The following is a 25361-nucleotide window of genomic DNA, read 5'->3' as shown; positions in this document are numbered from 1 at the left end:
GGAGACCGATGAGCGTCTACGACGTCTGGGCCCCGAACGCGACCACCGTGCACCTGCACCTCGACGGCGAGCTGCTGCCACTGGCGGCCGAGCCCGACACCGGCTGGTGGCGCGCCCCCGCCGACCTCGACCGCGGCCCGGGTCACCGCTACGGCTTCGTGCTCGACGGCGGCGACTCCCCCGAAGGCGAGACGCCGCTGCCCGACCCCCGCTCACGTCGCCAGCCCGACGGCGTGCACGGGCTCAGCGAGACCTACGACCCGAGCGCCTTCGCCTGGACGGACGACGCATGGACCGGCCGCCAGCTGGCCGGCTCGGTCGTCTACGAGCTGCACGTCGGCACCTTCACGCCCGAGGGGACGCTCGACTCCGCGATCGAGAAGCTGCCGTACCTCGTCGACCTCGGCGTCGACCTGGTCGAGCTGCTGCCGGTCAACGGCGTCAACGGCCGCTGGAACTGGGGCTACGACGGCGTCGACTGGTTCACGGTCACCGACAACTACGGCGGCCCCGAGGCCTACCAGCGCTTCGTCGACGCCGCGCACGCGGCCGGGCTCGGCGTCGTGCAGGACGTCGTCTACAACCACCTCGGCCCGTCGGGCAACTACCTGCCGCTCTTCGGCCCCTACCTGTCGAGCAAGCACGCCAACACCTGGGGCGACAACGTCAACCTCGACGACGACGGCGCCCAGGAGGTGCGCGAGTTCATCCTCGACAACACGGCCATGTGGCTCGACGACTACCACGTCGACGGTCTGCGCCTCGACGCCGTCCACGCCCTCAAGGACGACAGCGAGGTCCACCTGCTGCAAGAACTGGCCGAGCGCACCGCGGCCCTCAGCAGCCACCTGCGCCGCCCGCTCTCGCTGATCGCCGAGAGCGACCTCAACGACCCGCGTCTGATCACCCCGCGCGACGGCGGTGGCTTCGGCCCCGACCACCGCCAGGGCTACGGCCTCGACGCGCAGTGGAGCGATGACTTCCACCACGCGGTGCACGTCGCGCTGACCGGCGAGACGACGGGCTACTACGCCGACTTCGAGCCCCTCGGCGCCCTCGCCAAGGTGCTGACCAAGGGCTTCTTCCACGACGGCACCTGGTCGTCGTTCCGCGAGGCGACGCACGGGCACCCGGTCGACACCGAGCACATGCCGACCTGGCGACTGGTGGTGGCCAACCAGAACCACGACCAGATCGGCAACCGGGCGATCGGTGACCGCCTGGCGGCGACGCTCGACGACGGGCAGCTGATCATCGCCGCGACGCTCACCCTGGCCGGCCCGTACACGCCGATGCTCTTCATGGGCGAGGAGTGGGGCGCCTCGACCCCCTGGCAGTTCTTCACCTCGCACCCCGAGCACGATCTGGGCGAGGCGACGGCGAAGGGCCGCATCGAGGAGTTCGCGAAGATGGGCTGGGACGAGTCGTCCGTGCCCGACCCGCAGGAGCCCTCGACCTTCGAGAACAGCAAGCTCGACTGGTCCGAGCTCGAGACCGGCCGTCACGCGGTGCTGCTCGACGCGTACCGCCGCCTGGGCGCCCTGCGCCGCAGCGAGCCCGCGCTCACCGACCCCCGCTTCGGCGAGACCGGCGTCGAGTACGACGGCGACGCCCGCTGGCTGGTTCTGACGCGTGGCGACCTGCGGATCGCGATCAACCTCGCCGACCAGGAGGCGCGGGTCGCGGTGAGCGCCGAGACCGTCCTGTTCGCCAGCGACGAGTCGATCGTCCCGGGTGCGAGCCTGCTGCTCCCGGCGCACTCGGTCGCGATCGTCCGCTGACGCGGGCACGGACGACGCGGGCGTGGACGATGCGCGCCCGGGGCTGACCACCCCGGGCGCGCGCGTGCCGCCTCCCGGCTAGCGCGTCGACACGTCGCCGCGCACGGGACCGACCCGGTGCGAGGTGGCGCGGACGCTCGGCAGGCGACGGTGTCGCACGACCAGTTCGACGACGGCGCGGGCCCGTCGTCGCAGACCCCACAGGGTCACCTTGGTCAGCGACTCCCGGACGATCGAGCCGCTCATCTTCGAGGCGCCGTGGATGCGCTCGGTGAACGTGATCGGGGTCTCGACGACCCGCAGGCCCGCCTGGAGCGCGCGCCAGAGAAGGTCGACCTGGAAGCAGTAACCGCGTGACTCGACCCGGTCGAGGTCGATGCGGCGCAGCGCCGACGACCGGAACACCCGGAACCCGCCGGTCGTGTCGGCCACCCGGATGCCCAGGGCGCCGCGCGTGTACCAGCTTCCGCCGCGGCTGAGCAGCTTCCGACGCAGCGGCCAGTTCTCGACGGCACCGCCGGGTACCCACCGCGAGCCGAGCACGAGGTCGTTCTCGCGCAGCAGCTCGAGCATGCCGGGCAGGTACTCGGGGTGGTGCGAGCCGTCGGCGTCCATCTCGACGAGGGCGTCGTAGCCGCGCTCGAGTCCCCAGGCGAAGCCGGCCAGGTAGGCCGCGCCGAGGCCGGCCTTCGCGGTGCGGTGCATCACGTGCACACGGGGGTCGCGGTCGGCGTAGGCGTCGGCCAGCTCGCCGGTGCCGTCGGGCGAGCCGTCGTCGACGACGAGCACGTCGACCGAGGCACCGGAGGCGAGGGTGCGCCCCACGATCCAGTCGAGGTTCTCGCGCTCGTTGAAGGTCGGGATGATGACGAGGGCGTCGTTCATGGTGGGGTCCTTTCCCGTCGGGTGGGAGTCGGAGGTGTCGGGTGTCGGGTGTCGGTGTTCGGGTTGGGTCGGGTGCCGGGAGGTCAGGAGGCGCGGCGCGGCGCCCGGAGGCGGCCGCCGGTCACGAGGTCACGAGGTCCGCGAACACGATCAGGTTGTCGACGTAGTGCCCGGTGGACCGGTCGAATGTCCCGTCGCAGGTGATCAGCCGCAGGCCGGGGGTCGGGCTGGCACCGTAGACGTCGCTGGTCGGGAACGTCGCCTTCGGGGTGCGCTCGCTGCCGGTGACGCGGAAGGTCTCGACCGAGCCGGTGGACAGCGTGACCTGCACCTCGTCGCCGGGCACGAGCTTCGCCAGGTCGACGAAGACCGCAGGGCCCGAGCCCGAGTCGACGTGCCCGGCGATGACGGCCGGTCCCACCGCTCCGGGGACGACTCCGTCCTGGTACCAGCCCGCCGACTGCCACTCCTTCGGCGGGTCGAGCTCGCCCTGCGCCCCGAGCCCGAGGTCCTCGAGGCCGGAGTCGACGCCGATCGACGGGATCTGGACGCGGACGGGCGTGGCGTCCGCCGGGGGTGCGGTGTACGACGGTGCCGCCGGGTCCTGGAAGGCACCGGCCGACCCGCTGGCTGGGTCCGGCGTCGCGGTGGCCGACGACGTGGCCGCGGTCGAGGTGCCCGTGTCATCGGGCCGGTCGGCGACGGCGGCCGCGGTCACCCCGCCGGCGACGAGCACCAGGGCGGCACCGACGGCGAGGGCGGCGGCGCGATGGCCGGTCACGAAGGTCGCGAGGCTCATCCGGCCACCGCCAGGGGCGAGCACGCGCCGAGGCTCGTGCCCTCGAGCTGCAGGGCGGCCAGCGCCGCCCAGGCGGTGCCGTAGTACGTCGGGGTCGACTGCGACAGGGCGTCGGCGGTGCGCAGGTCGGCGGCGGCCCGGTCGTGCTGGCCGTCGCTGGCCTCGGCCGCCGCGCGGGCGGCGTAGGCGAGCGGGCTCTGGTCCGAGCCGACCGACTGACCGCCGAGGTCGAGCTGCATGGGCAGCTCGTCGTAACGCTGCAGCACGGAGGCCATCGACGCGGCGAGGGCCACGTCGTCCGGCTGGCACGACTCGGCGTAGCGCAGGGCGAGCCGGCCGGCGTCGTAGCTGTACTGCACGGTGCCCGACGAGCCGTCGGCGCTCGGCAGCGGGACGGTCGTGCCGTCCTGCCGCACCTGGGCCCAGTCGCTCGGCAGGGCCGTCGACGAGAGGATGTTCGTGGTCACGGCCCTCGAACCGGCCTCGAGCTCGGCCCACCGAGGGTCGCCGCTGACGGCGCCGAGCTGCGCGAAGGTGGCGGGCGAGGCATACGAGGGGTTGTACGACCACGGGCCGGGGCCCGCCGCCCACGGGCCGGGCAGCAGGATGCGGCCGACGTCGGTCGAGACCGTCATCTCGTCGAGCACGTCCGTGCCGAGGTCGACGCCCGCGGTGGTGAGGTCGGGTCGGTCGAACGTCGAGCCGGCGAGCACGAGGGCCCGGGCCGCGTCGACGTCGGCGTCGCTGGCGGGCATGTCGTCGACCACCGCGCCGTCCTTCCACTGCCAGGCGAGCAGTCCGTCGGGACGGACGAGCTCGTCCTCCGTCCAACGCCAGATGGCGTCGAACCGCTTCTCGTCGCCCACGGCGACCGCGACGAGCAGCCCGTAGGCCTGCCCTTCGCTCACGGTGTCGTCGCCCTGGTCGCGCCGGACGACGCGGCCGTCGTCGTCGACGTAGTCCGCCAGGAAGTCCTCACCGATCTCGGTGGCCGTCCGGGCCTGCGGGGTCGCGGTGCCCGCGCCGGGGGTGCCGGTCGCGTCCGCACCGCCGCCTGCCTGGTCCGTCGACGGGCCGCCGGGCCCTCCGACGACGAGGGAGGCGATGCCGGCCGTGACGGCGAGAGCCACCACGACGGCCGCTGCGAGCAGCGCCTTCGTCTTCTTCGTCATGTCGTCCTCTTCTCCTGCCCGATGGTGCCGGGCGTCGGTCGTGCGGTGGGGCGGGGAACCGAGGAGGCGCGGTGCGGTGTGGCGCTCACCGCGCCTCCTCGTCCGGCCGGGGCGTGCTCGTCGTGCCGGGTCGTGCGGGTCGTCAGACCCCGAACCAGCCGAGCACGGTGGCCCAGAGGCCCTTGGGCTCGCTCTTCTGCGGGTGCTCGGCGAGGTAGCCGCCACCCGTCTGGACGCCGCCGACGGGTGCCTGGGCGGTGGCCGCGCTGTCGACCACGGGCACGACGGTCAGGCCGCCGGTCGAGTTGTCGAGCACGAACAGGGTGTTGGTGCTGCCGGCCGTGAGGTCGACGTCGCTCGTGCCGGTGACCTTCTGACCGGTCAGGTCGAGGGTCCACGGGCCGGCCGCGACCTGGGCGTAGCCGCTCGCGCTGCCGAAGGGCGCCTTCTCGGCGATGGTGGTGCCCGTGCTGGTCGCGACGGTGACGGTCTTGCTCACGTTCGCGGCCTGCACGAGACGGACCTTGGCCTGGCCGTCGGCGGGCGGCGTCAGGTCGTCCTTGAAGACCCGCGTCTCGAGGTCGTCGTTCGGGCCGTACGCGACGGCCGTGATCGGCTGGCCGCTCGCCACCGTGACGTTGGCCGTGATGACGGGCTTCGCGCTGGCGGGAGCGTCGGCCGCGGTCATCGCGACCACGTAGGTGCCGGCGGCCAGCGCCTGGTAGGGGCTGACCTGACCGTAGGTGACGTCGTCGAGGTCCATGACGACCTGCCCGCCCTTGAGCGAGGTCAGGGTCACGTCGACGGCCTTCGTGTCGGGCGAGAGGTGGCCGACGCGCACCCAGCCGTCGCCGTCGGCGGCGTGCGCGGGTGACGTGCCCACGAGGGCGCCGGCGAGGGCGACCCCGGTGGCGGCGGTGAGGGCGAGCACCGTCGCGAGACGGCGGCGCCGGGTCGGGACGGCGGTGACGGCGGCGGGGGCGCCGGTGGTGCGTGAGAGGGAAGCCACGGAGGCTGGTCCTTTCCGGTCGGGTGTCCCACCCGGGACGGGTGGGACGCGGTGAGGAGGTGCCGGTGCCCGCCCGAGGATGGGCACCGGCGTGGCGATCAGTTCGAGAGGACGCCGGTCGGGGCGACGGCCGAGAAGGTGACGCGGAGGCCGTCACCCGAGGGGACGACCGACTCGGGGACGTAGACGCTGCCCAGACCCTCGAGCGTCGCCTGCAGCTCGTCGACGGACTGACCGCCCTGCGGGGTGACGTCGAACTGCCGGAACAGGGCGTCCTGCTCGCCCGGCAGGGCCTCGGGATCGGCGACCGAGATCGGCCCCAGGGCGGCGAGCTGGCCGAGCACGATGATCGCGCGCGGATCGACCCGGCCGTCCGAGAGCGCCGACGACAGGGTGGACGAGATCTGCAGGTTCGGGTTCTGGGCGAGTTCGGCCCCGGCCTGCGCGCGGGCCGACGCGGCGTCGTCCGCTTCGGTCTGCGCCTGGGCGGCGCCCTGGCTGTCGATCTGCCGGACGTTGACCTGCTGGTCGCCGTCGCCGAACGAGGCGATGACGGTCGAGTTCGCGAGGGCCTCGCGGATCTCGGGCGAGGTGGGCCCCGAGGTGCGGACCGACTCGGTCTCGAACAGGTAGTCCGAGTCACGCCAGCCGTTCGGCGACTGCGCCTGGACGGCACCGTCGGTGTCGATCTTGTAGAACCAGATCACGTTGTCGCGGGAGAAGCCGGCCTTGACCAGGTCGACCCACACGGCGTCGTCCACCAGCAGGCGGCTGTCCTTCGGCACGTTCGTCTCGACCCAGCTCTCGGCGTTGCGCATGGGCGCGTCGAGGTCGGCGTCGAGGAAGCCGCGCAACTGCACGGCCCAGAGCGGGACGATCGCGACGACGGCCGCGAGGGTGAGGGCGAGCCAGGCGACCGAGCCGGTGCGGGTGGCCGCGGTCGAGAGCGCGCCGGCCCGGCGGGCACGGAACGCCTTGACGGCGTGGTCCGTGACGGCCGCGACGAGCAGCGCCGCGAACGGCAGCAGCATGATCACGTAGGGCACCGGCAGGTAGCCGCCGGGGCGGAACATGAACGCGATCAGGAAGACCATCATCACGCCCAGCGGACGCACCTTCTTGATGAAGACCGCGACGATCGAGGCGAGCGTGCCGAGCACGATGAGCACCTGGTCGAGCTGCCACCACTGCGACACCGTGGCGAAGAACAGGCTGCCGGTGTCGAAGACCGAGCCGCTGGCCTCGCGGGTCGCGAGCTGGAACTGGATGCCCTCGAGCAGGCTCACCCGGCCGGCGCCGGGCAGCAGTTCGCCCTTCACCGCGGCGAGCGCGACGTAGCCGAGGCCGACGAGCACGAGCAGGCTGCCCGCGATCGACAAGGTGTACCGACGGGTCGAGGTGTCGGCCCCGCGCCACATCATCCAGGCCAGGAAGGGCAGCGCGAGCAGGTAGGTCTCCTTCGAGAGCACCGCGATGCCGAACGACAGCGAGGCCGCAGCGAATCCGGCGAGCTGGTACCGCTTGCTCAGGGCGAAGACGAACGCGGCGAGCAACCACGGGGTGGCGACGTTGTCGAGGTAGACCGTGCGGTGGAACTGCAGGGCCAGTGGCGACACGGCGAACACGAGACCGGCCACGGCGGCCGCGGGACGACTGAGCCCGAGCTTGCGGCCGAGCAGCCAGACGAGCGCGACCGAGACGGCCGTGAAGAAGAGCATCGCTTCACGAGCCGCGAGCACGGCGACGTCGTAGCGGGAGAAGGCACCGGTCAAGGCAGTGTAGGCCGAGATCTGCAGCCAGCCGACGGGTGGGTGGTCGTACCAGTAGGTGTAGTGGGTGATCTCGCCGAGGTTCTGGATCGCCCAGGCCTGGGCGGCGTAGGTCCCTTCGTCGTCGATGCGCTGAGGCGAGCCGTCCATGTTGAACGCCATGACGACGGCGGCGATCGCGAGCACGGGCAGCAGCCACGCGAGGCTCGCGCCGTGCCGACGCAACCACGACGCGGGTTCGGAGCGCCGCGGGTCCTTGGTGGGGACCACGGGGGTGCCCGGGCCGTTCGACACGGTGGTGTCGGCCGCGCGGGGGCGGTTCAGCGTGCTGGTCATCGGTCACCTCCGGTCATGGCCAGGGCGGGCTCCTGCTGGGAGGCGCGGGGCGCCTCCTGCGGTTCGGTCGCGACCTCGTCGCGGTGCGCTCCCGTGTGCTCGGTCTTCTCCCACGCGTTGAGGCCCTTCAGCTGGCGGAAGACCGCCCGGACCGCGGCCAGCGCGAGGAAGATCTGGTACGGCAGCAGGCCCCAGACGAGACGGAAGTAGTCCCGGGCCCGGACCTTCTGCCCGTAGACCCGGCCGAACTCGCGCAGACCGGTGAACTCGACGGCCAGCAGCACGAGCGTCGGAGCCAGGGGCACGAACGAGACGAGTGCGATGGCGGTCGGCACCTTGGTGGTCAGGATCAGGATGATCGAGACGGGGATCAGCAGACCGGTGGCGGCCTGGATGAACGGCATGGTCAGCAGGTAGCGGGCCATGAGGCGCTGGCGCAGACGGGGCAGCTTCTTCCACTCGCCCTTGCCGTACACCTGCATGAAGCCCTGGTTCCAGCGGGTGCGCTGCTTGAGCAGCGAGACGAAGGTGCCGGGGGTCTCCTCGCGGGTGACGACCTCGGGGCTGTAGGCCACGACGACCTTGGCGCCGGCGCTCGAGAGGCGGACCCCGAGCTCGCAGTCCTCGGCGAGGCACTCGGCGTCCCAGCCCTCGGACCAGTCGAGCCAGTCCTTGCGCACGAAGACGGTGTTGCCGCCGAGCGGGATGAACTTCTCCTTGGCGTGGAAGTGCAGGCGGGACCGGAACCAGAAGTAGTACTCGAGCACGTTGCGGAGGCTCCACCAGCTGCTCTGGAAGTTCATCAGCTGGACGCCGCCCTGCACCACGTCGGCGTCGGTCTCGGTGAACCGCGAGTCGACGAGCGTCAGCAGGCGCGGGTGGACCTCGTCCTCGGCGTCGAACACGCCGACGATCTCCCCGCGCGACGACTGCAGCGCCAGGTTCAGCGCCTTGGGCTTGTTCTTCGGCACGCTCGAGTCGACGACCACGCGGATGAGCTCGGGGTGACGGGCCGCGGCCTCGCGGGCGACCCGCTCGGTGCCGGGGTCGTCGTGGCCCACGATGGCGATGATCTCGAAGTCCGGGTGGTCCTGCTGGGCGAGACGGTCGAGGGTCTGGCCCATGACCTCCTCCTCGTGTCGGCCGGGGACGAGCAGGGTGAACGAATGGGCGGCGTCGAGCGGGTTCTCGCTGAACTGGCTGTCGTCGAGGTTGTCCTTCGACCGCCAGGCGTGGAGCATCCACCAGAGGGTCGACACGGCGACGGCGGTCAGCAGGATCGTCACGACGATCAGGGACGAGTAGCCGATCCATTCGAGGGGCGACCAGTCGGGCAACTGGAAGCCGATCATGGACTCGGCGGCACCGGTCGAGCCACGGTTCGGGACGAACTGGGACGGGTCGGCGGGTGCTTGCGGGGTGAGCAGCGGCGCGGGTTCGCCTGCCGCGAGATGTGATGTCGGGATCTGGGTCGGGTCAGTCGACACAGGATCACTCTCCAGTCAGTGGGTCGGGTGCAGGTGGGTCTGCGTGGTGTTCTGTCGGGTGGTTTCGTCGGTCGGCCGGGAGCCGGTGACGGTGGCGAACGCGGCCGACGCGTCGGGGGTGTCGGCCGGGGTGGTGACCGCGGACGAGCCGCGGAAGACGAGGTGGCGGTAGGCCACGTACCGGAAGGCCGTCCCGAGCACGAGGCCGACGCCGTTGGCCGCGACGTTGTCGGCGAGCTGGCTGGTGAAGCCGAGCAGGTAGTGCGAGACGAACAGGCAGGCCGAGGCGATCAGCAGGCCGCCCACGTTCACGAGGCCGAAGGTGACGGCCTCGCGGACGACGGCCTGGTTGCGGCCCTCACGGAAGGTGAGGTAGCGGTTGCCGAGCCAGGCGACCGCCGTCGCGACGATCACCGAGACGACCTTGGCGCCGATGGGCTTGTCGTCGAGCAGGGTGGCGCGCAGCAGGTTGTACACGCCGACGTCGACGACGAAGGCGATCCCGCCCACGGCGCCGAAGGTCGCGAGCTCCTTCACCCGGGCGACGAGGCGCAGGGATGGTGTCGGGTTCGTCGAGGCGGCACGGGCGGGACGTGCCCCCTGAACGGGGTACTCGGGTTCGGGCATGACACCGGTTCGGGGGGGATCACGGAATCGGTTTGGTCGGGGTACGCACATCAGGGCCAACTGCCAGAGAGCCGACATCTGCCGTTCATCCGAGGGCGGGTCCGTCGACCCCGACGGGTCGACCGCCGCGGATCGGGTCGCCCGACGCGGACGGACCCTCGACCCTCGGCCGCACGGTCGCGAGCTCCGCCCCGACCGCCGCCGCGACGGCGACGAGGGTGACCAGCCGGTCGGGCACCGAACCGACGACGACCAGGAGGCGCTCCCGCCCCGTCGCCCGCCGCCCCTGTTCCGCGGCCGCCTCCGTCGTGCCCCCGACGTCCAGGAGCTGCGAGAGCATCCAGGGCAGCACCGGCACCGCCGCGAGCGCGATCACGGGGGCGGGCGCGCCGACCAGGACCGTCGACACGAGTGCCGAGGCCGTCACGATCGTCACGCCGGCGTCCAGCAGCGGCTCGGTGAGCACACCGAGGGCACGGCGACGCACCCTCGGCCTGAGCCGACGCCAGTCCCCGTGGCCGAGCACCTGCAGGCAACCCCGGACCCACGACGACCGGGCACGGGCCAGGTCGCGCAGCCCGCCCGGCGAACGCTCGACGGTGGTCGTCTCGGGTGAGGTCGCGACGACGACGCGGGCCCCGGCCACCGTCATGCGGACGCCGAGGTCCAGGCCCGCCTCGACACAGGTCGCATCCCAGCCCCCCGACCACGCGAGCCAGGAGTGACGCACGAAGAGCGTGCTGTCCGACAGCGGCACGAAGCCGGCCCGACCGTGGGAGCGGACCACCGACCGGGACCACCACCACCGGTCGACGGCCGACCGGGGCGCCCACCAGGGCGCCGCCTCGAGTGCCGGCCGACTGGCGTGCTGGACCGCGTCGGCGTCGGTGCGGGTCAGGACCGAGTCGACGAGGGCGAAGAGCCGTGGGTGGGGGCGGTCGCCCGCCGCGAAGACCCCGACCACGCCGTCGCCGACCTCGGCGAGCGCCTCGACGAGCGACGAGGCGACCCCGGGCGGACGTCCGGCGCGCGGCCCCGCTCGGACGACCTGGACACGCCCGGGGTGCCGCCGCACGGCGGAGGACGCGACGTCGAGCGTCAGCGTGTCGTCCGGATCGACGGCGACGAGGACGCGCACGTGGGGGTGCTGCTGCCTCGCCAGCAGGTCGAGGGTGACGGCCAGACCGGCCGGGCCACGCGCCGGCACCAGCGCGGTGAAGGCGTGCGCCGGGGGCAGCACCGGGCCGTCGAGGTCGCGGTGGCCGAGTTCCTCCTGCTCGCGGACGAGGTGGAGCCTGTGCACGATGCGACGGATCGAGACCAGCAGGACCAGGGCGACGAGCACGGCGAGCAGCAGGAAACCGGCCCACTGCAGGCTCGACCAGTCGGCCCACGGCAGGGCGGCCGAGGCGTCCTCCACCGGGCCGGAGGGCAGGCCGCCTCGGTTGGGCACGAACGGCGTGGGCGTCGCGGGCAGCGTCGGCGTGAGGACGGGGCCGGGCGCCGCGAGGGGCGGGGCGGAGGTCACGGTGGTGCTCCAGTCGGGTCGGGTCAGCGGGAGCTCCGGACGCCCGCCCCCGGGTGGGACCGCGGCGTCCGACGGATCGTGTCCCCCAGCCGGGGGACACGATCTGATGAATCGTCACTGTACGCCTTTCGAGTCGACCGCACCCCCCTTCGCTGCGCCCGCCGCGACGCGTAGCGTGGGGTCATGGAATTCAGACACCTCGGCGACAGCGGACTCAAGATCTCGGAGATCACCTACGGCAACTGGCTGACGCACGCGTCCCAGGTCGAGAACGACGTGGCGACGCAGTGCGTCCGCGCGGCCCTCGACGCCGGCATCTCCACCTTCGACACAGCCGACGCCTACGCGAACACGGCGGCCGAACAGGTGCTCGGCGACGCCCTCAAGGGCGAGCGTCGCGAAAGCCTCGAGATCTTCACGAAGGTCTACTGGCCCACCGGCCCCCGCGGACACAACGACGTCGGCCTCAGCCGCAAGCACGTGCTCGAGTCGATCGACGGGTCGCTCCGTCGCCTCGGCACCGACTACGTCGACCTCTACCAGGCCCACCGCTACGACCACGAGACCCCGCTCGAAGAGACCATGCAGGCCTTCGCCGACGTGGTCCGTGCCGGCAAGGCGCTCTACATCGGCGTCAGCGAGTGGACGGCCGAGCAGATCCGCGCCGGCCACGAGCTCGCGGTCGAGCACGGTGTGCAGCTGATCTCGAACCAGCCGCAGTACTCGATGCTCTGGCGCGTCATCGAGTCCGACGTCGTGCCGGCGAGCAAGCAGCACGGCCTCGGCCAGATCGTCTGGTCGCCCGTCGCCCAGGGTGTCCTGACCGGCAAGTACAAGCCGGGTGCCGAGCTGCCCGCGGGCAGCCGCGCGACCGACGACAAGGGAGGCGCGGACACCATCAAGCGCTTCCTCACCGACGAGGTGCTCACCGGCGTCGCGAAGCTCGAGCCGATCGCCGCCGACCTCGGCCTCTCGATGGCCCAGCTGGCCATCGCGTGGGTGCTCCAGAACGACAACGTGGCGTCCGCGATCATCGGGGCCTCGCGCCCCGAGCAGGTGGCCGACAACGTCAAGGCGGCGGGTGTGGTGCTGCCGGCCGACGTCATGTCCCGCATCGACGAGGCGCTCGGCGACCTCGCGGAGAAGGACCCCGGCAAGACGGTCTCGCCCGAGCGTCGCCCGGCGTGACCCCGCGGCCGGCCCGACCTCGGACGGGCCGGCCGACACCCCCTCGACATCTTCCGGACACCCCGGGAATGTTGTCCGGCTGGATGCGCTTGCATATACTCGTACCAGCTTCGATGACACGTCATCGACCTCGACCTCACAGATTCAGGAGAACACCATGACCATCACCGCAGAGAAGATCCCCGCCGGCACCTGGAACCTCGACCCCACGCACAGCGAGGTATCGTTCAGCGTCCGCCACCTGGCCATCAGCAAGGTCAAGGGCTCGTTCGAGTCCTTCGACGCCTCGCTCGTCACGGCCGAGGACCACACCGCCTCGAAGGTCACCGCCTCGATCGACGTGGCCTCGGTCAACACCAACCAGAAGGACCGCGACGGTCACCTGCAGACCGGCGACTTCTTCCTCGCCGAAGAGCACCCCAAGATGACCTTCGTGTCGACCAGCATCGAGGAGAAGGGCGACGACGCGTTCCTCGTGCACGGCGACCTGACCCTGCGCGGCGTCACCAAGCCCGTCACCCTGAAGAGCGAGTTCGGCGGCCTCGTCGTCGACGGCTACGGCCAGACCAAGCTCGGCTTCTCGGCGACCACCAAGATCGACCGCACCGAGTTCGGCGTCACCTGGAACGCGGCCCTCGAGGCCGGCGGCTTCACCCTCGGCAACGACGTCACCGTCACGCTCGAGATCCAGTTCACGCTCGCCGCGTAGGCAGCAGCGTCCCGAAGGGCCCGCTCTCGCATCGCGAGGGCGGGCCCTTCCGCGTCACCGCGCGAGCACTCGACGCAGCACCGCGCGCTCCCCCAGCGTCCAGGCCGCGCTCGTCACGAGGTAGAGAGCGGCGGCGAGCGGCGCGAACGCCGCGAACAGCACGCTGACGAACGGCAACCACCGCAGCACGCCCGCCATGCCGGGGAGCGCCTCCTGCCCCTGCCCCTGCCCCTGCCCCGCCGTCGGGCCGGCCGCCGATCCGGTGAAGCGCACCGTGGCGCGCCGGCTCAGCTCGACGACGATCGCGAGCAGGACGAGCAGCACCAGGTACGGCCAGACCGCCGCGAGCCCCGTCCCGAGCGTGACGAACAGGTTCGCCCCGAGCGCCGCACCGCCGAGCGTGTGCGTCAGCAAGGTGTTGGCGTGACCGGCGATCTCGGAGTGCGTGAACAGCGAGTAGACCGCGGTGAGCACGGGGGCCTGCGCGAGCGTCGGCAGGCAGCCGGCCAGCGGCGACACCTTCTCCGAGGCGTAGAGCGCCATGAGCGCCTTGCTCCGGGCCTCGGGGTCGGTGATCCGGCGCTGGAGGTCGGCGATCGCCGGGGCGAGTCGACGGCGGGCGATCTCGGCGCGCACCTGCGAGACGCCCACCGGCACGAGCACGAGGCGGACGAGCAGGGTGAGCAGCACGATGCCGACGGCGGAGGCCGACGCCCCGACCACGGGTTCGACGAGCACGCCGAGGGTGGTGACGAGCGACTGCAGACCGCCGAGGACGACGGCGATCGGGGGGAAGGTGGACAGGTCCATGAGGGCTCCTCGGTCAGAGAGACGGTGGGTGTCTTCTGGCCGCCGGGTGCGTCGGATCGACGCGGATCTCGGATCGACGCGGGCGCGGGTGCGCTCAGGCGGCCGGGACGGCCCGCCCGGGAGCCCGGGACCGCACGTGCCCACGGGCGTCGGGGTCGCGTCGCCAGACGAGGAGGCGCGTGCCGGCTTCTTCGCGGAGCGTCACCTCGGGCACCGCCCCGGCCAGCCCGCAGAGCGTGAGCACGACACGGGCGACGCCGAGCGCGACCGCCGCGGTGGCGGCGCCGAGCAGGCCGACGAGCACGACCGCCGACAGCGGCGCCCCGCCGGACGAGAGCACGGCCTCCACGAACGCCGCGAGGGGCGCCAGCATCGAGAGGCCGAGGGTCATGCCGACGACCCTAGCCGACGGTCCTACCATCGGGGCAGTGCTCTCGGGAACACCGTGCCGTCCCGCGCGGTTGACGCCGAGAGCCACCGCCCCACCCCGAGAGGACTCCCGATGACCGTCGACTGGATCACCCTGCAGAAGACCGCCCACGACGAGTTCGCCCGCCGCGTCGAGGCCGTGGCCGACTGGGACGCGCCGACGCCCGACACCGAGTGGAAGGTGCGCGACCTCGTACGGCACGTGACGCGCGAGCAGCAGTGGGTGCCGCTGCTGCTCGAGGGCGGCGACCCCGCCGAGGCCGAGAACTCGATCGAGCCGCTCGGCGACGACCTCGTCGAGGCCTGGCACCGGTGGTCGAGTGCGGCCACCGCCGCCTGGAGCGAGGCCGACCCCCATGCCGAGGTACGGCTGAGCGCCGACGTGGTGCCCGTGCACGAGTACCTCGCCGAGCAGGTCGCCGACGTCACGATCCACACCTGGGACCTCGCCCGTGCCGTGGGCACCGACGAAGAACTCGACGACGCGCTGGTCGAGGCCGTCTGGGGTGTGTTCGCGCCGCAGAAGGACGCGCTCGAGGCCTCCGGCCTGTTCGCCTCGCCCGTCCCGGTCGACGACGACGCCCCGCTGCGCATCCGCCTGCTCGCCCTCACCGGGCGCGACGCCCGCTGAGGTGGCGCGGGCCCACCGTCCCGGCGCGGGCCCGACCGGGGGCGTCTCCGGGGACGCGACCCGCGCCTCCCGGGGGTTCATCACCCGGCCCTGCCAAGGTGGTGGCATGACCGCCCCGATCGATCGCCCGTGGCTGCACAGCTACGCCCCCGACGTCCCCGCCGACATCGAGCCCGTGACGGGCAGCCTCGTCGACCTCATCGACGACGCCGTGTCGACGTACCGGCAGAAGCCCGCCCTCGAGTTCTTCGGCCGCGAGACCAGCTACCGCGACCTGGGCGACCAGGTCGCGCGCGCGGCCGAGGGCCTCAGGAGGCTCGGCGTGGGTCGCGGCGACCGGGTCGCCTTGATCCTGCCCAACAGCCCGCAGCACGTGGTGGCGTTCTACGCCGTGCTGCGCCTGGGCGCCGTCGTGGTCGAGCACAACCCGCTCTACACCGACCGCGAGCTGCGCCACCTCTTCGAGGACCACGGCGCCACGATCGCCATCGCGTGGGACAAGCTGGTCGACCGGTTGCGAGCCCTCCCCGCCGACATCGGCTTCTCGACCGTCGTCTCGGTCGACGTGACGAAGGGCATGCCACTCGGCACGCGCCTCGCCCTCAAGCTGCCGGTGCCCGCCGCCAAGAAGAGCCGGGCGGCCCTGACCGACGGCGCCGAGGGCGACGTCACCTGGCAGGGCCTGCTGTCGAACCGTCCGCTGCGCAAGAAGCACCCGCGCCCCGACGTCGACGACATCGCCCTGCTGCAGTACACCAGCGGCACCACGGGGTCGCCGAAGGGCGCGATCCTGACGCACCGCAACCTCCGCAGCAACGCCGCGCAGGGCCGCGCCTGGGTGCCCGGCCTGGTCGACGGCGACGAGACGGTCTACGGCGTGCTGCCGTTCTTCCACGCCTACGGCCTCACGCTCTGCCTCACCTTCGCGATGAGCATCGGAGCACGTCTCGTCCTCTTCCCGAAGTTCGACGTCGACCTCGTGCTCAAGGCCGCGAAGAAGCACCCGCCGACCTTCCTGCCGGCCGTGCCCCCGATCTACCAGCGCCTGGCCGACGCGGCCCGCGAGCGCGGGGTCGACCTGTCGTCGGCTCGCTTCGCCATCTCGGGCGCGATGAACCTGCCCACGGCGGTCGTCCAGGCCTGGGAGGGCGTCACGGGCGGCATGCTCGTCGAGGGCTTCGGCCTGACCGAGACCTCGCCGGTGGCCCTGGGAAACCCGATCGGCCCGACCCGCCGCGTGGGCACCGTCGGCGTGCCGTTCCCGTCGACCGAGGCGATGGTCGTCGACCGCGACGACCCCGACCCGAGCCGCCCGGTGGTCGCCGGGGCCGCGGGTGAACTGCTGCTTCGGGGGCCGCAGGTCTTCCGCGGGTACTGGAACCGCCCCGACGAGACCGCCGAGGCCTTCCTCGAGGGCGGCTGGTTCCGCACCGGCGACATCGTCACCATGAGTGCCGACGGCTACGTCACGATCGTCGACCGCATCAAAGAGCTCATCGTGACGGGCGGCTTCAACGTCGCCCCCTCCGAGGTCGAGGAGGCCGTGCGGAACGCCCCCGGCGTGGCCGAGGTGGCCGTCGTCGGCCTGCCGCGGTCGGGCGGTGGCGAGGACGTCGTGGCGGCGGTGGTGCTCGAACCGGGCGCCTCGTTCGACGCCGAGGCCATCCGCGACGCGTCACGCGGCCAACTGGCGGCCTACAAGGTGCCGCGTCGGGTCGTGCAGCTCGACGAGTTGCCGAAGTCGCTGATCGGCAAGGTGCTGCGGCGCGAGGTGCGCGACCGGCTCATCGCCGCGGGCTGAGCCCCGGGGCAGGTCCTGCCGGCGGGGTCAGAGCCGCTGCCACCGCTCGATCGGCCAGCTGATCACGAAGGCCCGCCCGATCACGTCGTCCACGGGCACGAAGCCCGCGTAGGGCCCGCTCTGGTGGGCGCGCGAATCCGCCGAATGGTCACGGTTGTCGCCGAGCACCCAGAGCGCCCCCTCGGGCACGGCCACGTCGAAGTCGGTCGCCGAGGCCCGGTGGCCGCCCTCGGTGAGGGTCAGGTACGGCTCGTCCAGCGGTTCGCCGTTCACGAGCACGTGCCCGTCCGCGTCGCAGCAGCTGACGTGGTCGCCCGGCAGCCCGATGACGCGCTTGACCAGGTCCTGCCCGGCGTCGTCGCCGTAGCCGAGCCACCCGCCCGGGTCCTCGAAGACGACGATGTCGCCGCGGTGCAGCGGCATCGGGCCGGGGGCGAGCTCGTTGACGATGATGCGGTCGCCGATCATGAGCGTCTGCTCCATCGACCCCGACGGGATCGAGAAGCTGCGCACGAGGAAGGTGCGGACGCCCCACGACAACAACAGCCCGACCAGCACGATGGCCAGCAGCTCGAGCAGCCACCGCGCCGTCGAGTGCCGTCCCGTCGAACCCCGACGAGCCGAGGAGGCGCGGGTCGCCTCGCCCTCGTCGGTCGCGTCGGCGAGGGGGCTGGTGTCGGTCACCGGCTCATCCTGCCAGCGGGCGCCCGGCCCCGCCCTCCCCGGTCAGGGGGCCGTACGGTCGCGGCCGCCCGGAGTCGAGCCACGCGTCAGGCGGCCGTCCACCCGATGCGGTCGAGCCGTGCCAGGGCGTGTTCCTCGGCGACGGGTCGCTTGCCGAGGACTCCCCCGACGCCGGCGAGCATGGCCTGGGCCGGCGCCCGGGTCGGCAGGTCGATCGGCCCGACGTGCGGCGCGCGCAGCCCGAGCAGCTCGCGGAAGCGCGGCTGCAGCGTGCCGACCGCGCCGTTGAAGAGGACGGGGTAGCCGACCTTGAGCGCGGGGAAGAGGGGCGGACGTTTGATGAACTTCACGACGTCGTCGGTCCGGGCCGTGCGTTCGAGCACGCCTCGACGGTCGAAGTCCATGAGCTGCTGCTGCATCTCGGCGACGCTGCGCGGCGGGTTCGGCACGCCCATCAGCTCGCCGGCCGTCGCCCACTCGCGGACGTAGGCGTCGGGCCCACCCGGGATCGGCTCGCGGCCCCACTCCAGGTAGGCGGCGAGGAACGAGTCGGCGAAGGCCATGTGCACCCAGCTGAGCAGTTCCGGGTCGTTGGCGGCGTAGTCGTGGCTCACGCCGTTCCGGTCGTCGTACGTGCCGACGACCTTGGTGTGCAGACGCGACACCCAGTTCGACGCGTGGGTGGCGGCCTCGCGGCTGCCGTACGAGACGGTGTAGATCCAGCGGATGGTGCCGGCCAGGCGACCGAGCGGGTCCTCGCGGAAGCGCGAGTGGTCGTGCACGCCGGCGAGCGCCCCCGGGTGCAGAGCCTGGACGAGCAGGGCCCGCACGCCGGCGGGGATGGTCGACATGGCACCGTGCACGGCCCACACCGCCGAGCCCGGCAGGAAGAACCCCTCGTCGTCGCCCTTCTCGAGGTCGGTGACCCACTCGGGCGTGCCGGTGTACTGCCCGTTGAAGGTGTACTGCAGGCGGGCGCGGAGCGGTTCGGTCAGAGCGGGCATGCCTCGATCATGCGCCGCGGTGGCTGGGTGATCCCGACGCCTTCTCGCGTCGGCGAATCCCGAGTCGTTCCGACACTTGACATGTTTGTCGAACACGAGAAGTATCGGTCACGTCGTCCAGCCGGGCGACGATCGAGTCGAAGGAGATTCCATGAAGATCACGCGACGCCGCTCTCTCGGCACCGTCGTCCTCGCCACCGCGCTCGCCTTCGGCGGTGCCGTCGCCACGAGCGTCCCGGCCCAGGCCGCCGGGTCCGGCACAGCGTCCGTGTCCCTCGTCGAGGCCAGCGCCTCCACGACGACATCCGGCGGAACTCAGGGTCGCTCGTACGCGCAGCACGGATGCGCGTCGTTCTTGTCGGGCTGGGCCTCGTCGAGCACGTGGGCGAAAGCGAGCTGCGGCCTGAGTTCCGGTGAGGCCTGGTACCAGTTCCGCTGATCCACTCCGGGAGGGCGGGTCCGGACGCCCGCCCTCCCCTCACCCACCTGTCATCCGGATCGAGAGGTCTCATGTCGCGCACACGAACGCTCAGCGCCATCTTCATCGCCACCCTGCTCCTCGCCGGTTGTTCGACGACGTCGAGCACCTACGACGACGGAAAGGGCGACGAGAAGATGGCGGGAAGTCTGATCGAGATGTTCGAACGCCAACTCCAGCAAGAACAGGACCCGTTCGTCATCGAGGTCCTGGAACGTGCCGTCACGACGGGCAGCATCCCTCAAGCTGACTACGACGCCGCCTTCGACCTCTACACACGGTGCATGAAGGACGTCGGCTATGCCGACGAAGAGCATGCCCGCAACAAGAACGGCACGATGAAGATCACCCCACCCGACGGTCTCTCGACTCGAGACGACGTCGAGGAGTACATGGAGGCGGGCAAGGAGTGTTCGGCACAGCTGGCACCCATCGAGTCGCTGTTCTCCGTCCAGCAGAGCAACCCGGACCTCATCGCGGATCCCCTCACCGTGGCCACGCGCTGTCTGGCCGAGCTCGGTGTCACGGAAGAGGGCTATGACGAGGCAGCACTGAAGTCCGACCTCGAGAGCGACGAGCCGTTCCCGTTCGACGCGGACTCACCCGAGGCCCAGGACTGCTTCACCCGGGTCGGTTTCGCCGTCGGGTCCGGGCAGAGGTGAAGGCACACGTCGTCGCCGTCGCGGCGGTGTGCGGGGTCGCGCTCGTCGCGGCGGGGGCCTGCCTCGCGGTCGGGCTGGCCCCCGTCGAACCGCCGTCGGTGCTCGCCACCGCGACGCCCGGCGACACGGCGCCGGCGACACACAGCTCGTTCGACGACGGTCGCAAGGTGCAGGTCTCGTTCGTGAGCGGCGATCCCGTCGGCGTGACGAGCCCGGTCGGCGGGGTCCTCACCCGACGCCCCTGCACACCGGGCGGCAGCCTCGACTCGGGCACGGTCGTGGCCCATGTCGACGAACGGCCGCTGCTCGGCCTGAACACGAGCGTGCCGCTCTACCGCGACCTGCAGCTCGGCGACCGCGGCGCCGACGTCCGCGCCCTCCAAGACGAACTGACGAGGCTCGGACACCCCGTCGGCAGCGACGGCCGTCTCGGCGCCGGCACCGCCCGCGCCGTGGCGGCACTGCTCAAGACAGTCGGCATCACCCGTCCTGACGCGCCCCTCGTCCTCCCTCTCGACCAGGTCGTCCGCCTCCCCCGCGTCACGACACCCGTCACCAGCTGCGCCGACCTCGGCTCCGTCGTCGGACCCGGCGACGAACTCGCGTCCGCACCCGCGACGGTGAGCGCCGTCCGGCTCTCGTCGGTGCCGGCCGACCTCGCTCCAGGGGCGAGGGACCTCTCCGTGCTCGGTGCCACGGGCCCGATGACCGACGAGTCCGGCAGCACCGACCCCGCCTTCATCGCCGCTCTCGCGGGTGCCGAGGGTTTCGACGACCTCGTCGCGACAGCGGACGACGCCATCCCCGCCACCCTCGTGCTGCGCGAGCCGATCCCGGTCCTCCAGGTCCCCGCCGCCTCCGTCAGAACGGGCGACGCTCCCGGGACGGGATGCCTCGCCCTGCCGGGCGGCACCGTCCCGGTCGACATCGTGGGCGCGACCCTCGGCGCCTCCCTCGTCCGACTGCCCGAGGGCACTGAGCCACCGACGGAGGTGAGCCTCCGTGTCGACGACCGCCGCGCCTCCTGCGGGTGACGGGGCTCCACGGCCGTCGGTCACGGCGGACCGGATCGCCGTCCGACACGGCCGGGGGCCCGAGCTCTTCCGCGACCTCAGCTTCCGCCTCGCCCCCGGCGAGGTCGTCGCCGTCTGCGGCCCCTCGGGCTGCGGCAAGTCGTCGCTGCTCTCGGTGCTGGCCGGCACGCTGACCCCCGCGGCCGGCAGCGTCGACCTGACCGGCGTCGCCCGCACGGGCTGGGTGTTCCAGAACCCTTGGGGCGTCCCCGGCCGCAGCACCCTCGACCACGTCGTCTTCCCCTTGCTGACCGACGGCTCGCGACGTCGCGACGCCGAGCCCGTCGCCCGCCACACCCTGGACCGCTTCGGGCTCCTGCCCCTCGCCGACCGACCGTTCGCCCAGCTCTCCGGCGGCGAAGCGCAACGGCTCATGCTCGCCCGGGCCGTCGCCACCCGACCCGACCTGCTGCTCGTCGACGAGCCCACCGCGCAGCTCGACCGACGGTCCGCCGCGACCGTCAACGACCGACTGCGGGCCGCGGCCGACGATGGTGCGACGGTCGTCGTCGCCACCCACGACCCGCAGACCCGCGACGCCTGCACCCGGGTGATCGACCTCGGCCCGACCGACCGTGCCACCGGGCTCGACGCCGAGGCAGGGTCGGCACCGCGCACCGTCGAGACGACCCCGTGAGACTCTCGAGCGTGCTGAGCGAGGCCGGCCGGGACATCCGCTCCGGCACCACCCGCTTCGCGACTTTCGCCCTGCTGCTCGCCGCCACCTCCGGCATCGCCGGCGCCGCGGACGTCGGCACCGTGGCGTCCCTGACCCGCGACGCCTCCGCCTACGTCGCCTCGGGCGCCGCGACCCGCACCGCCGCTCTGGAAGGCGGCGTCGACGGCGCCGCCTGCGACGCCCTCGCCGGGCACGGCGACGTCCTCGCCGCCGGCGCCCTGCGCCCGGGCCCCGGCCTCGCGCTCAGCTCCCTACCCGGAGCCACACTGTCGACCTTCGAGGTCACCCCCGGTCTGGCGGCCCTGATCGCCGACTCCGACGGGCGCGCCGGCGCCTGGCTCTCCCCCACGCTCGCCCAGCGCCTCGGAGCCGCCGCAGGTGACGAGCTCGGCACGCCGCAGGGCCCGCTGCCCGTCGCCGGGGTCTTCGTGCACCCGGACGACGGGCGCGACAGCCGGCTCTCGTCCGCCGTGCTGCTGCCCGGCGACGCATCACGCCCGTTCGACGAGTGCTGGGCCCGTGCCTGGCCGCAGGGCGGCAGTACCGACGACCTCCTGAGGTCCACGACATCGTCGTCGGCCGGCCCGACCGCTCCCCTGTCGCTCGGCCAGCTCAACGCGTCGCTCGGGTCGACCTTCGACTCCGACGCCGTCGGCGAGCGCCTCACCCGCGGGGCCCCCGCCGTCGCCGCGGTGACGGCCGCCGTGCTCGGCGTCGTGTCCGTCCGTCGTCGACGGCTCGAACTCAGCGGGGCCCGTCAGGCCGGTCAGAGCCGGACGGCGCAGCTCGCCGTGGTGGTCGTCGAGACCGCGGCCTGGGCCGTCTGCGGGGCCGTCGTCGCCGCGGGAGTCGCGGCACTCACCCTGCTGCTCGATGCGGGCTCGCTCGTCGACTCCCCTGCACACCTGCTCACGGCGGCACCACTGGCCGCCGCCGCCGGGGCGGTCCTCACCTCCGCCCTGACCACGGCCACGATCCGCCGCCGCGATCTCGTCCGGTGGTTCAAGGACCGGTGAGCCGCGAGACGGAGCACCGCGTCGTCCCCACGGACGGACGCCGCGCCTCCTGCGTCCCGGGCAGGGAGGCAAGAGGCGCGGCGTGCGGGACGGGGCGGGTGTCAGTTCCCGTGGGCCTCGATCGAGACGGGCTGCCACTCGTTCCACGTCTTCAGACGCGACTCGTAGTCCTTCGTGGCGATCTCGAGCGGCGCCTTGCCGAAGAAGATGCGCAGCGGCGGCTCGTCGGCGTCGACCACCGTGAGGATCGCCGAGCGGGTGGCGGTCGGGTCGCCGGGGTCGGCGGCCGAGGGACGCTTCGACGCGGCCTCGCGCACCTCGGCGTAGGCCTCGAGCTCGTCGCTGCGCGAGGCGGACGGGCCCGACCAGTCGGTCGAGAAGCCGCCGGGCTCGACGAGGGTCACCTTGATGCCGAAGCCCGCGACCTCCTGGGCCATCGACTGGCTGAAGCCCTCGAGGGCCCACTTCGAGGCGTGGTAGATGCCGACCGTCGGGAAGGCGCTGATGCCGCCGATGCTCGACACCTGGACGACGTGGCCCGATCCTTGCTCGCGCATGATCGGCAAGGCGGCCTGCGACACCCAGAGGGCGCCGAACAGGTTCGTCTCGAGCTGGGCGCGGGCCTCGTCCTCGGTGATCTCCTCGATCATGCCGAAGTGGCCGAAGCCAGCGTTGTTCACGACGACGTCCAGGCGACCGAAGTGCTCCGCGGCCTGTTGCACCGCGGCGATGTCGGCCGCGCGGTCGTTCACGTCGAGCTGGAGGGGCAGGAAGGAGTCACCGTACGCGTCCACCAAGGGTGTGACGTCGTCGATCTTCCGTGCGGTGCCCGCGACCCGGTCGCCGCGTTCGAGGGCCGCCTCGGCCCACTCGCGGCCGAAGCCCTTGGATGCACCGGTGATGAACCAGACCTTGCTCACGATGTGTCGTTCCTCTCTCCGTGATGTCGAGGACCATGCTGCGCCGCGCCTCCTCGTGCCGGTCAGGTTGTCAGGCGGCACCGAGCCGACGGGGTACGCCCGGTGGTCGATAGAGTGGCCCGGTGACCACCGACAGCGCTCGTCCCTGGCTCGACTCCTACGCACCCGGCGTGCCCCACGACCTCGAACCGGTCGGTGGCTCGCTGCTCGACCTGGTCGAGGCCTCCGCGGCGCGGTACCCGAAGGCGGTGGCGCTCGAGTTCTTCGGAGCGACGACCACCTACTCCGAGCTCGTCGACCAGATCTCGCGGGCGGCCGAGGGGCTGCGCAAGCTCGGCGTCGGGCACGGCGACACGGTCGCGATCGTGCTGCCGAACGGTCCGCAGCACGTCGTCGCGTTCTACGCGGTGCTGCGCCTCGGGGCGATCGTCGTCGAGCACAACCCTCTCTACACACCGCGCGAGCTGCGTCACCAGTTCGAGGACCACGGTGCCAAGGTCGCCATCGCCTGGAACAAGGTGGTCGACACGATCCAGGCCTTCCCCGACGACGTCGCCGTCGAGCACCTCGTCTCGGTCGACGTCACCCGCGCGATGCCGTTCGCCACGCGCGCGGCCCTGACGTTGCCGATCAAGAAGGCCCGTGAGTCCCGCGAGCGGCTGACGACCACCGTGTCGGGCACCACCCCGTGGGAGAAGATCGTCGGCTCCTCGCGCATCAAGGCGAAGCACCCCCGTCCGACCACCGACGACCTCGCCGTCATCCAGTACACGAGCGGCACCACGGGCACGCCCAAGGGCGCCCAGCTGACGCACCACAACCTGCTGTCGAACGCCGCGCAGGCCCAGGCCTGGGTGCCGACGATCGAGCGCGGCACCTGCGTCGTCTACGCCGTGCTGCCGATGTTCCACGCCTACGGCCTCACGCTCTGCCTCACGTTCGCCATGAGCATGGGTGCCCGCCTCGTCCTCTTCCCGGCGTTCGACCCGGCACTGGTGCTCAAGGTGATGAAGAAGCACCCGCCGACCTTCCTGCCCGCCGTGCCGCCGATCTACGCGCGCCTGCAGAAGGCCGCGCTCGACGCGGGCGTCTCGCTCGAGGGCGTCGACGTGGCGATCTCGGGCGCGATGCCCCTCTCGGCCGACGTCGTCGAGCCGTGGGAGGCCGAGTCCGGCGGCTGGCTGGTCGAGGGCTACGGGCTGTCCGAGTGCTCGCCCGTGCTCATGGCCAACCCGGTCGGGCCGACGCGTCGCGCGGGCACGGTCGGCCTGCCCCTGCCGGGCACCGAGGTGCGGGTCGTCGACCCCGAGAACCCCACGGTCGACGTGCCGGCCGGCGAACGCGGCGAGCTGATCGTCCGCGGCCCGCAGGTCTTCAGCGGGTACTACCGCAAGCCGAAAGAATCGGGCGAGGTCTTCGTCGACGGCGACTGGTTCCGCACCGGCGACATCGTCACCATCGACGACGACGGCTTCGTCCGCATCGTCGACCGCATCAAAGAACTGATCATCACCGGCGGGTTCAACGTCTCGCCGTCCGAGGTCGAAGAGGTCCTGACCCGGTTCGAGGGCGTCGCCGAGGCGGCCGTCGTCGGCCTGCCGACCCCCGGCGGCGAGCAGGTGGCCGCGGCCATCGTCACCAAGCCGGGTGCCCACGTCGACGTCGCGGCCCTTCGCTCGTTCGCCCGCAAGCACCTCACGCCCTACAAGGTGCCGCGACGCATCGTCGTCGTGGACGACCTGCCCCGGTCGCTGATCGGCAAGGTGCTGCGGCGCAAGGTGCGCGACTCGCTCGCCGAGCGCTGAGACCGCACCCGCGCCTCCTCGACCGGACGACGGTCAGGAGGCGCGGGTCGGCCCGACGAGGCGCGGTCGCCTCACGAGG

The 25361-nt window shown here is 72.3% G+C and carries 24 protein-coding genes; 11 read left to right on the top strand and 13 right to left on the bottom strand.

Features of this window, described 5'->3' with window-relative positions:
- Positions 1–8 precede the first annotated feature (8 nt).
- On the top strand, positions 9–1781 hold the full coding sequence (gene treZ, locus AC1MBW_RS11535) for a malto-oligosyltrehalose trehalohydrolase (RefSeq protein ID WP_054145002.1): 1773 nt from the start codon (positions 9–11) through the stop codon (positions 1779–1781).
- A gap of 78 nt (positions 1782–1859) precedes the next feature.
- On the opposite strand, the gene AC1MBW_RS11530 is transcribed toward treZ, so the two are convergent.
- From AC1MBW_RS11530 to AC1MBW_RS11495, 8 genes are all read right to left on the bottom strand, one after another.
- Positions 1860–2666 carry a polyprenol monophosphomannose synthase gene (locus AC1MBW_RS11530; protein WP_054145001.1) on the bottom strand — a complete coding sequence of 269 codons (807 nt, stop codon included), beginning with the start codon at positions 2664–2666 and terminating at the stop codon, positions 1860–1862.
- A gap of 121 nt (positions 2667–2787) precedes the next feature.
- The gene (locus AC1MBW_RS11525; protein ID WP_480024553.1) at positions 2788–3465 is read right to left on the bottom strand and encodes a class F sortase; all 678 of its coding nucleotides are present in this window, start codon (positions 3463–3465) and stop codon (positions 2788–2790) included.
- The gene (locus AC1MBW_RS11520; RefSeq protein WP_480024552.1) at positions 3462–4637 is read right to left on the bottom strand and encodes a family 8 glycosyl hydrolase; all 1176 of its coding nucleotides are present in this window, start codon (positions 4635–4637) and stop codon (positions 3462–3464) included. The genes AC1MBW_RS11525 and AC1MBW_RS11520 overlap by 4 nt, the downstream gene beginning before the upstream one ends.
- 142 nt (positions 4638–4779) lie before the next feature.
- Complete coding sequence (locus AC1MBW_RS11515) at positions 4780–5646, bottom strand: DUF4397 domain-containing protein (protein ID WP_480024551.1); 867 nt, start codon at positions 5644–5646, stop codon at positions 4780–4782.
- 98 nt (positions 5647–5744) lie between these two features.
- The gene (locus AC1MBW_RS11510) at positions 5745–7751 is read right to left on the bottom strand and encodes an ArnT family glycosyltransferase (protein ID WP_480024550.1); all 2007 of its coding nucleotides are present in this window, start codon (positions 7749–7751) and stop codon (positions 5745–5747) included.
- Positions 7748–9238, bottom strand: a complete 1491-nt coding sequence (locus AC1MBW_RS11505) for a glycosyltransferase (RefSeq protein WP_235450933.1) — start codon at positions 9236–9238, stop codon at positions 7748–7750. Before AC1MBW_RS11505 ends, AC1MBW_RS11510 begins: the two co-directional genes overlap by 4 nt.
- A 15-nt stretch (positions 9239–9253) precedes the next feature.
- Positions 9254–9865 carry a GtrA family protein gene (locus AC1MBW_RS11500; RefSeq protein ID WP_480024549.1) on the bottom strand — a complete coding sequence of 204 codons (612 nt, stop codon included), beginning with the start codon at positions 9863–9865 and terminating at the stop codon, positions 9254–9256.
- 85 nt (positions 9866–9950) lie between these two features.
- The gene (locus AC1MBW_RS11495; protein WP_480024548.1) at positions 9951–11393 is read right to left on the bottom strand and encodes a glycosyltransferase; all 1443 of its coding nucleotides are present in this window, start codon (positions 11391–11393) and stop codon (positions 9951–9953) included.
- Between the two features lie 183 nt (positions 11394–11576).
- Between AC1MBW_RS11495 and AC1MBW_RS11490 the strand changes: the two genes are divergently transcribed.
- A complete protein-coding gene (locus tag AC1MBW_RS11490; RefSeq protein ID WP_054144995.1) occupies positions 11577–12581 on the top strand; it encodes an aldo/keto reductase family protein in 1005 nt (334 codons plus the stop codon).
- A gap of 157 nt (positions 12582–12738) precedes the next feature.
- Positions 12739–13290, top strand: coding sequence for a YceI family protein (locus tag AC1MBW_RS11485; protein WP_054144994.1), 552 nt, complete (start codon positions 12739–12741; stop codon positions 13288–13290).
- A 54-nt stretch (positions 13291–13344) separates the two neighbouring features.
- On the opposite strand, the gene yidC is transcribed toward AC1MBW_RS11485, so the two are convergent.
- Both yidC and AC1MBW_RS11475 read right to left on the bottom strand, forming a co-directional pair.
- Entirely contained in the window at positions 13345–14100 is a 756-nt protein-coding gene (gene yidC, locus AC1MBW_RS11480) for a membrane protein insertase YidC (protein ID WP_480024547.1), read from the bottom strand.
- A 94-nt stretch (positions 14101–14194) separates the two neighbouring features.
- Complete coding sequence (locus AC1MBW_RS11475) at positions 14195–14491, bottom strand: DUF6412 domain-containing protein (protein ID WP_054144992.1); 297 nt, start codon at positions 14489–14491, stop codon at positions 14195–14197.
- Between the two features lie 111 nt (positions 14492–14602).
- On the opposite strand from AC1MBW_RS11475, the gene AC1MBW_RS11470 reads away from it, so the two are divergent.
- Together AC1MBW_RS11470 and AC1MBW_RS11465 are read left to right on the top strand one after the other, a co-directional pair.
- A complete protein-coding gene (locus tag AC1MBW_RS11470) occupies positions 14603–15160 on the top strand; it encodes a TIGR03086 family metal-binding protein (protein ID WP_043594186.1) in 558 nt (185 codons plus the stop codon).
- A 106-nt stretch (positions 15161–15266) separates the two neighbouring features.
- Entirely contained in the window at positions 15267–16961 is a 1695-nt protein-coding gene (locus AC1MBW_RS11465) for a long-chain-fatty-acid--CoA ligase (RefSeq protein ID WP_480024546.1), read from the top strand.
- A 27-nt stretch (positions 16962–16988) separates the two neighbouring features.
- Here the strand turns inward: AC1MBW_RS11465 and lepB are convergent, their stop codons facing one another.
- Both lepB and AC1MBW_RS11455 read right to left on the bottom strand, forming a co-directional pair.
- On the bottom strand, positions 16989–17645 hold the full coding sequence (gene lepB, locus AC1MBW_RS11460) for a signal peptidase I (RefSeq protein WP_480024545.1): 657 nt from the start codon (positions 17643–17645) through the stop codon (positions 16989–16991).
- 86 nt (positions 17646–17731) lie between these two features.
- The gene (locus AC1MBW_RS11455) at positions 17732–18649 is read right to left on the bottom strand and encodes an oxygenase MpaB family protein (RefSeq protein ID WP_055973901.1); all 918 of its coding nucleotides are present in this window, start codon (positions 18647–18649) and stop codon (positions 17732–17734) included.
- Positions 18650–18800: 151 nt separating this feature from the next.
- Between AC1MBW_RS11455 and AC1MBW_RS11450 the strand changes: the two genes are divergently transcribed.
- From AC1MBW_RS11450 to AC1MBW_RS11430, 5 genes are all read left to right on the top strand, one after another.
- Positions 18801–19088 carry a hypothetical protein gene (locus AC1MBW_RS11450; protein WP_480024544.1) on the top strand — a complete coding sequence of 96 codons (288 nt, stop codon included), beginning with the start codon at positions 18801–18803 and terminating at the stop codon, positions 19086–19088.
- Between the two features lie 71 nt (positions 19089–19159).
- Positions 19160–19789, top strand: coding sequence for a hypothetical protein (locus AC1MBW_RS11445; protein ID WP_480024543.1), 630 nt, complete (start codon positions 19160–19162; stop codon positions 19787–19789).
- Complete coding sequence (locus AC1MBW_RS11440) at positions 19786–20823, top strand: peptidoglycan-binding domain-containing protein (protein ID WP_480024542.1); 1038 nt, start codon at positions 19786–19788, stop codon at positions 20821–20823. Before AC1MBW_RS11445 ends, AC1MBW_RS11440 begins: the two co-directional genes overlap by 4 nt.
- Positions 20792–21499, top strand: a complete 708-nt coding sequence (locus tag AC1MBW_RS11435) for an ATP-binding cassette domain-containing protein (protein ID WP_480024541.1) — start codon at positions 20792–20794, stop codon at positions 21497–21499. Before AC1MBW_RS11440 ends, AC1MBW_RS11435 begins: the two co-directional genes overlap by 32 nt.
- Entirely contained in the window at positions 21496–22557 is a 1062-nt protein-coding gene (locus tag AC1MBW_RS11430; protein ID WP_480024540.1) for a hypothetical protein, read from the top strand. Before AC1MBW_RS11435 ends, AC1MBW_RS11430 begins: the two co-directional genes overlap by 4 nt.
- 101 nt (positions 22558–22658) lie before the next feature.
- Here the strand turns inward: AC1MBW_RS11430 and AC1MBW_RS11425 are convergent, their stop codons facing one another.
- The gene (locus tag AC1MBW_RS11425) at positions 22659–23477 is read right to left on the bottom strand and encodes an SDR family oxidoreductase (protein ID WP_200908300.1); all 819 of its coding nucleotides are present in this window, start codon (positions 23475–23477) and stop codon (positions 22659–22661) included.
- 122 nt (positions 23478–23599) lie between these two features.
- On the opposite strand from AC1MBW_RS11425, the gene AC1MBW_RS11420 reads away from it, so the two are divergent.
- Complete coding sequence (locus tag AC1MBW_RS11420; protein WP_054144985.1) at positions 23600–25282, top strand: long-chain-fatty-acid--CoA ligase; 1683 nt, start codon at positions 23600–23602, stop codon at positions 25280–25282.
- The last annotated feature ends 79 nt before the right edge of the window (positions 25283–25361 follow it).

It is taken from the genome of Frigoribacterium sp. AP1 (genome assembly GCF_056680555.1).
The sequence above is the reverse complement of the archived record's forward strand: the minus strand, read 5'-3'. Positions and strand labels throughout refer to the sequence as shown.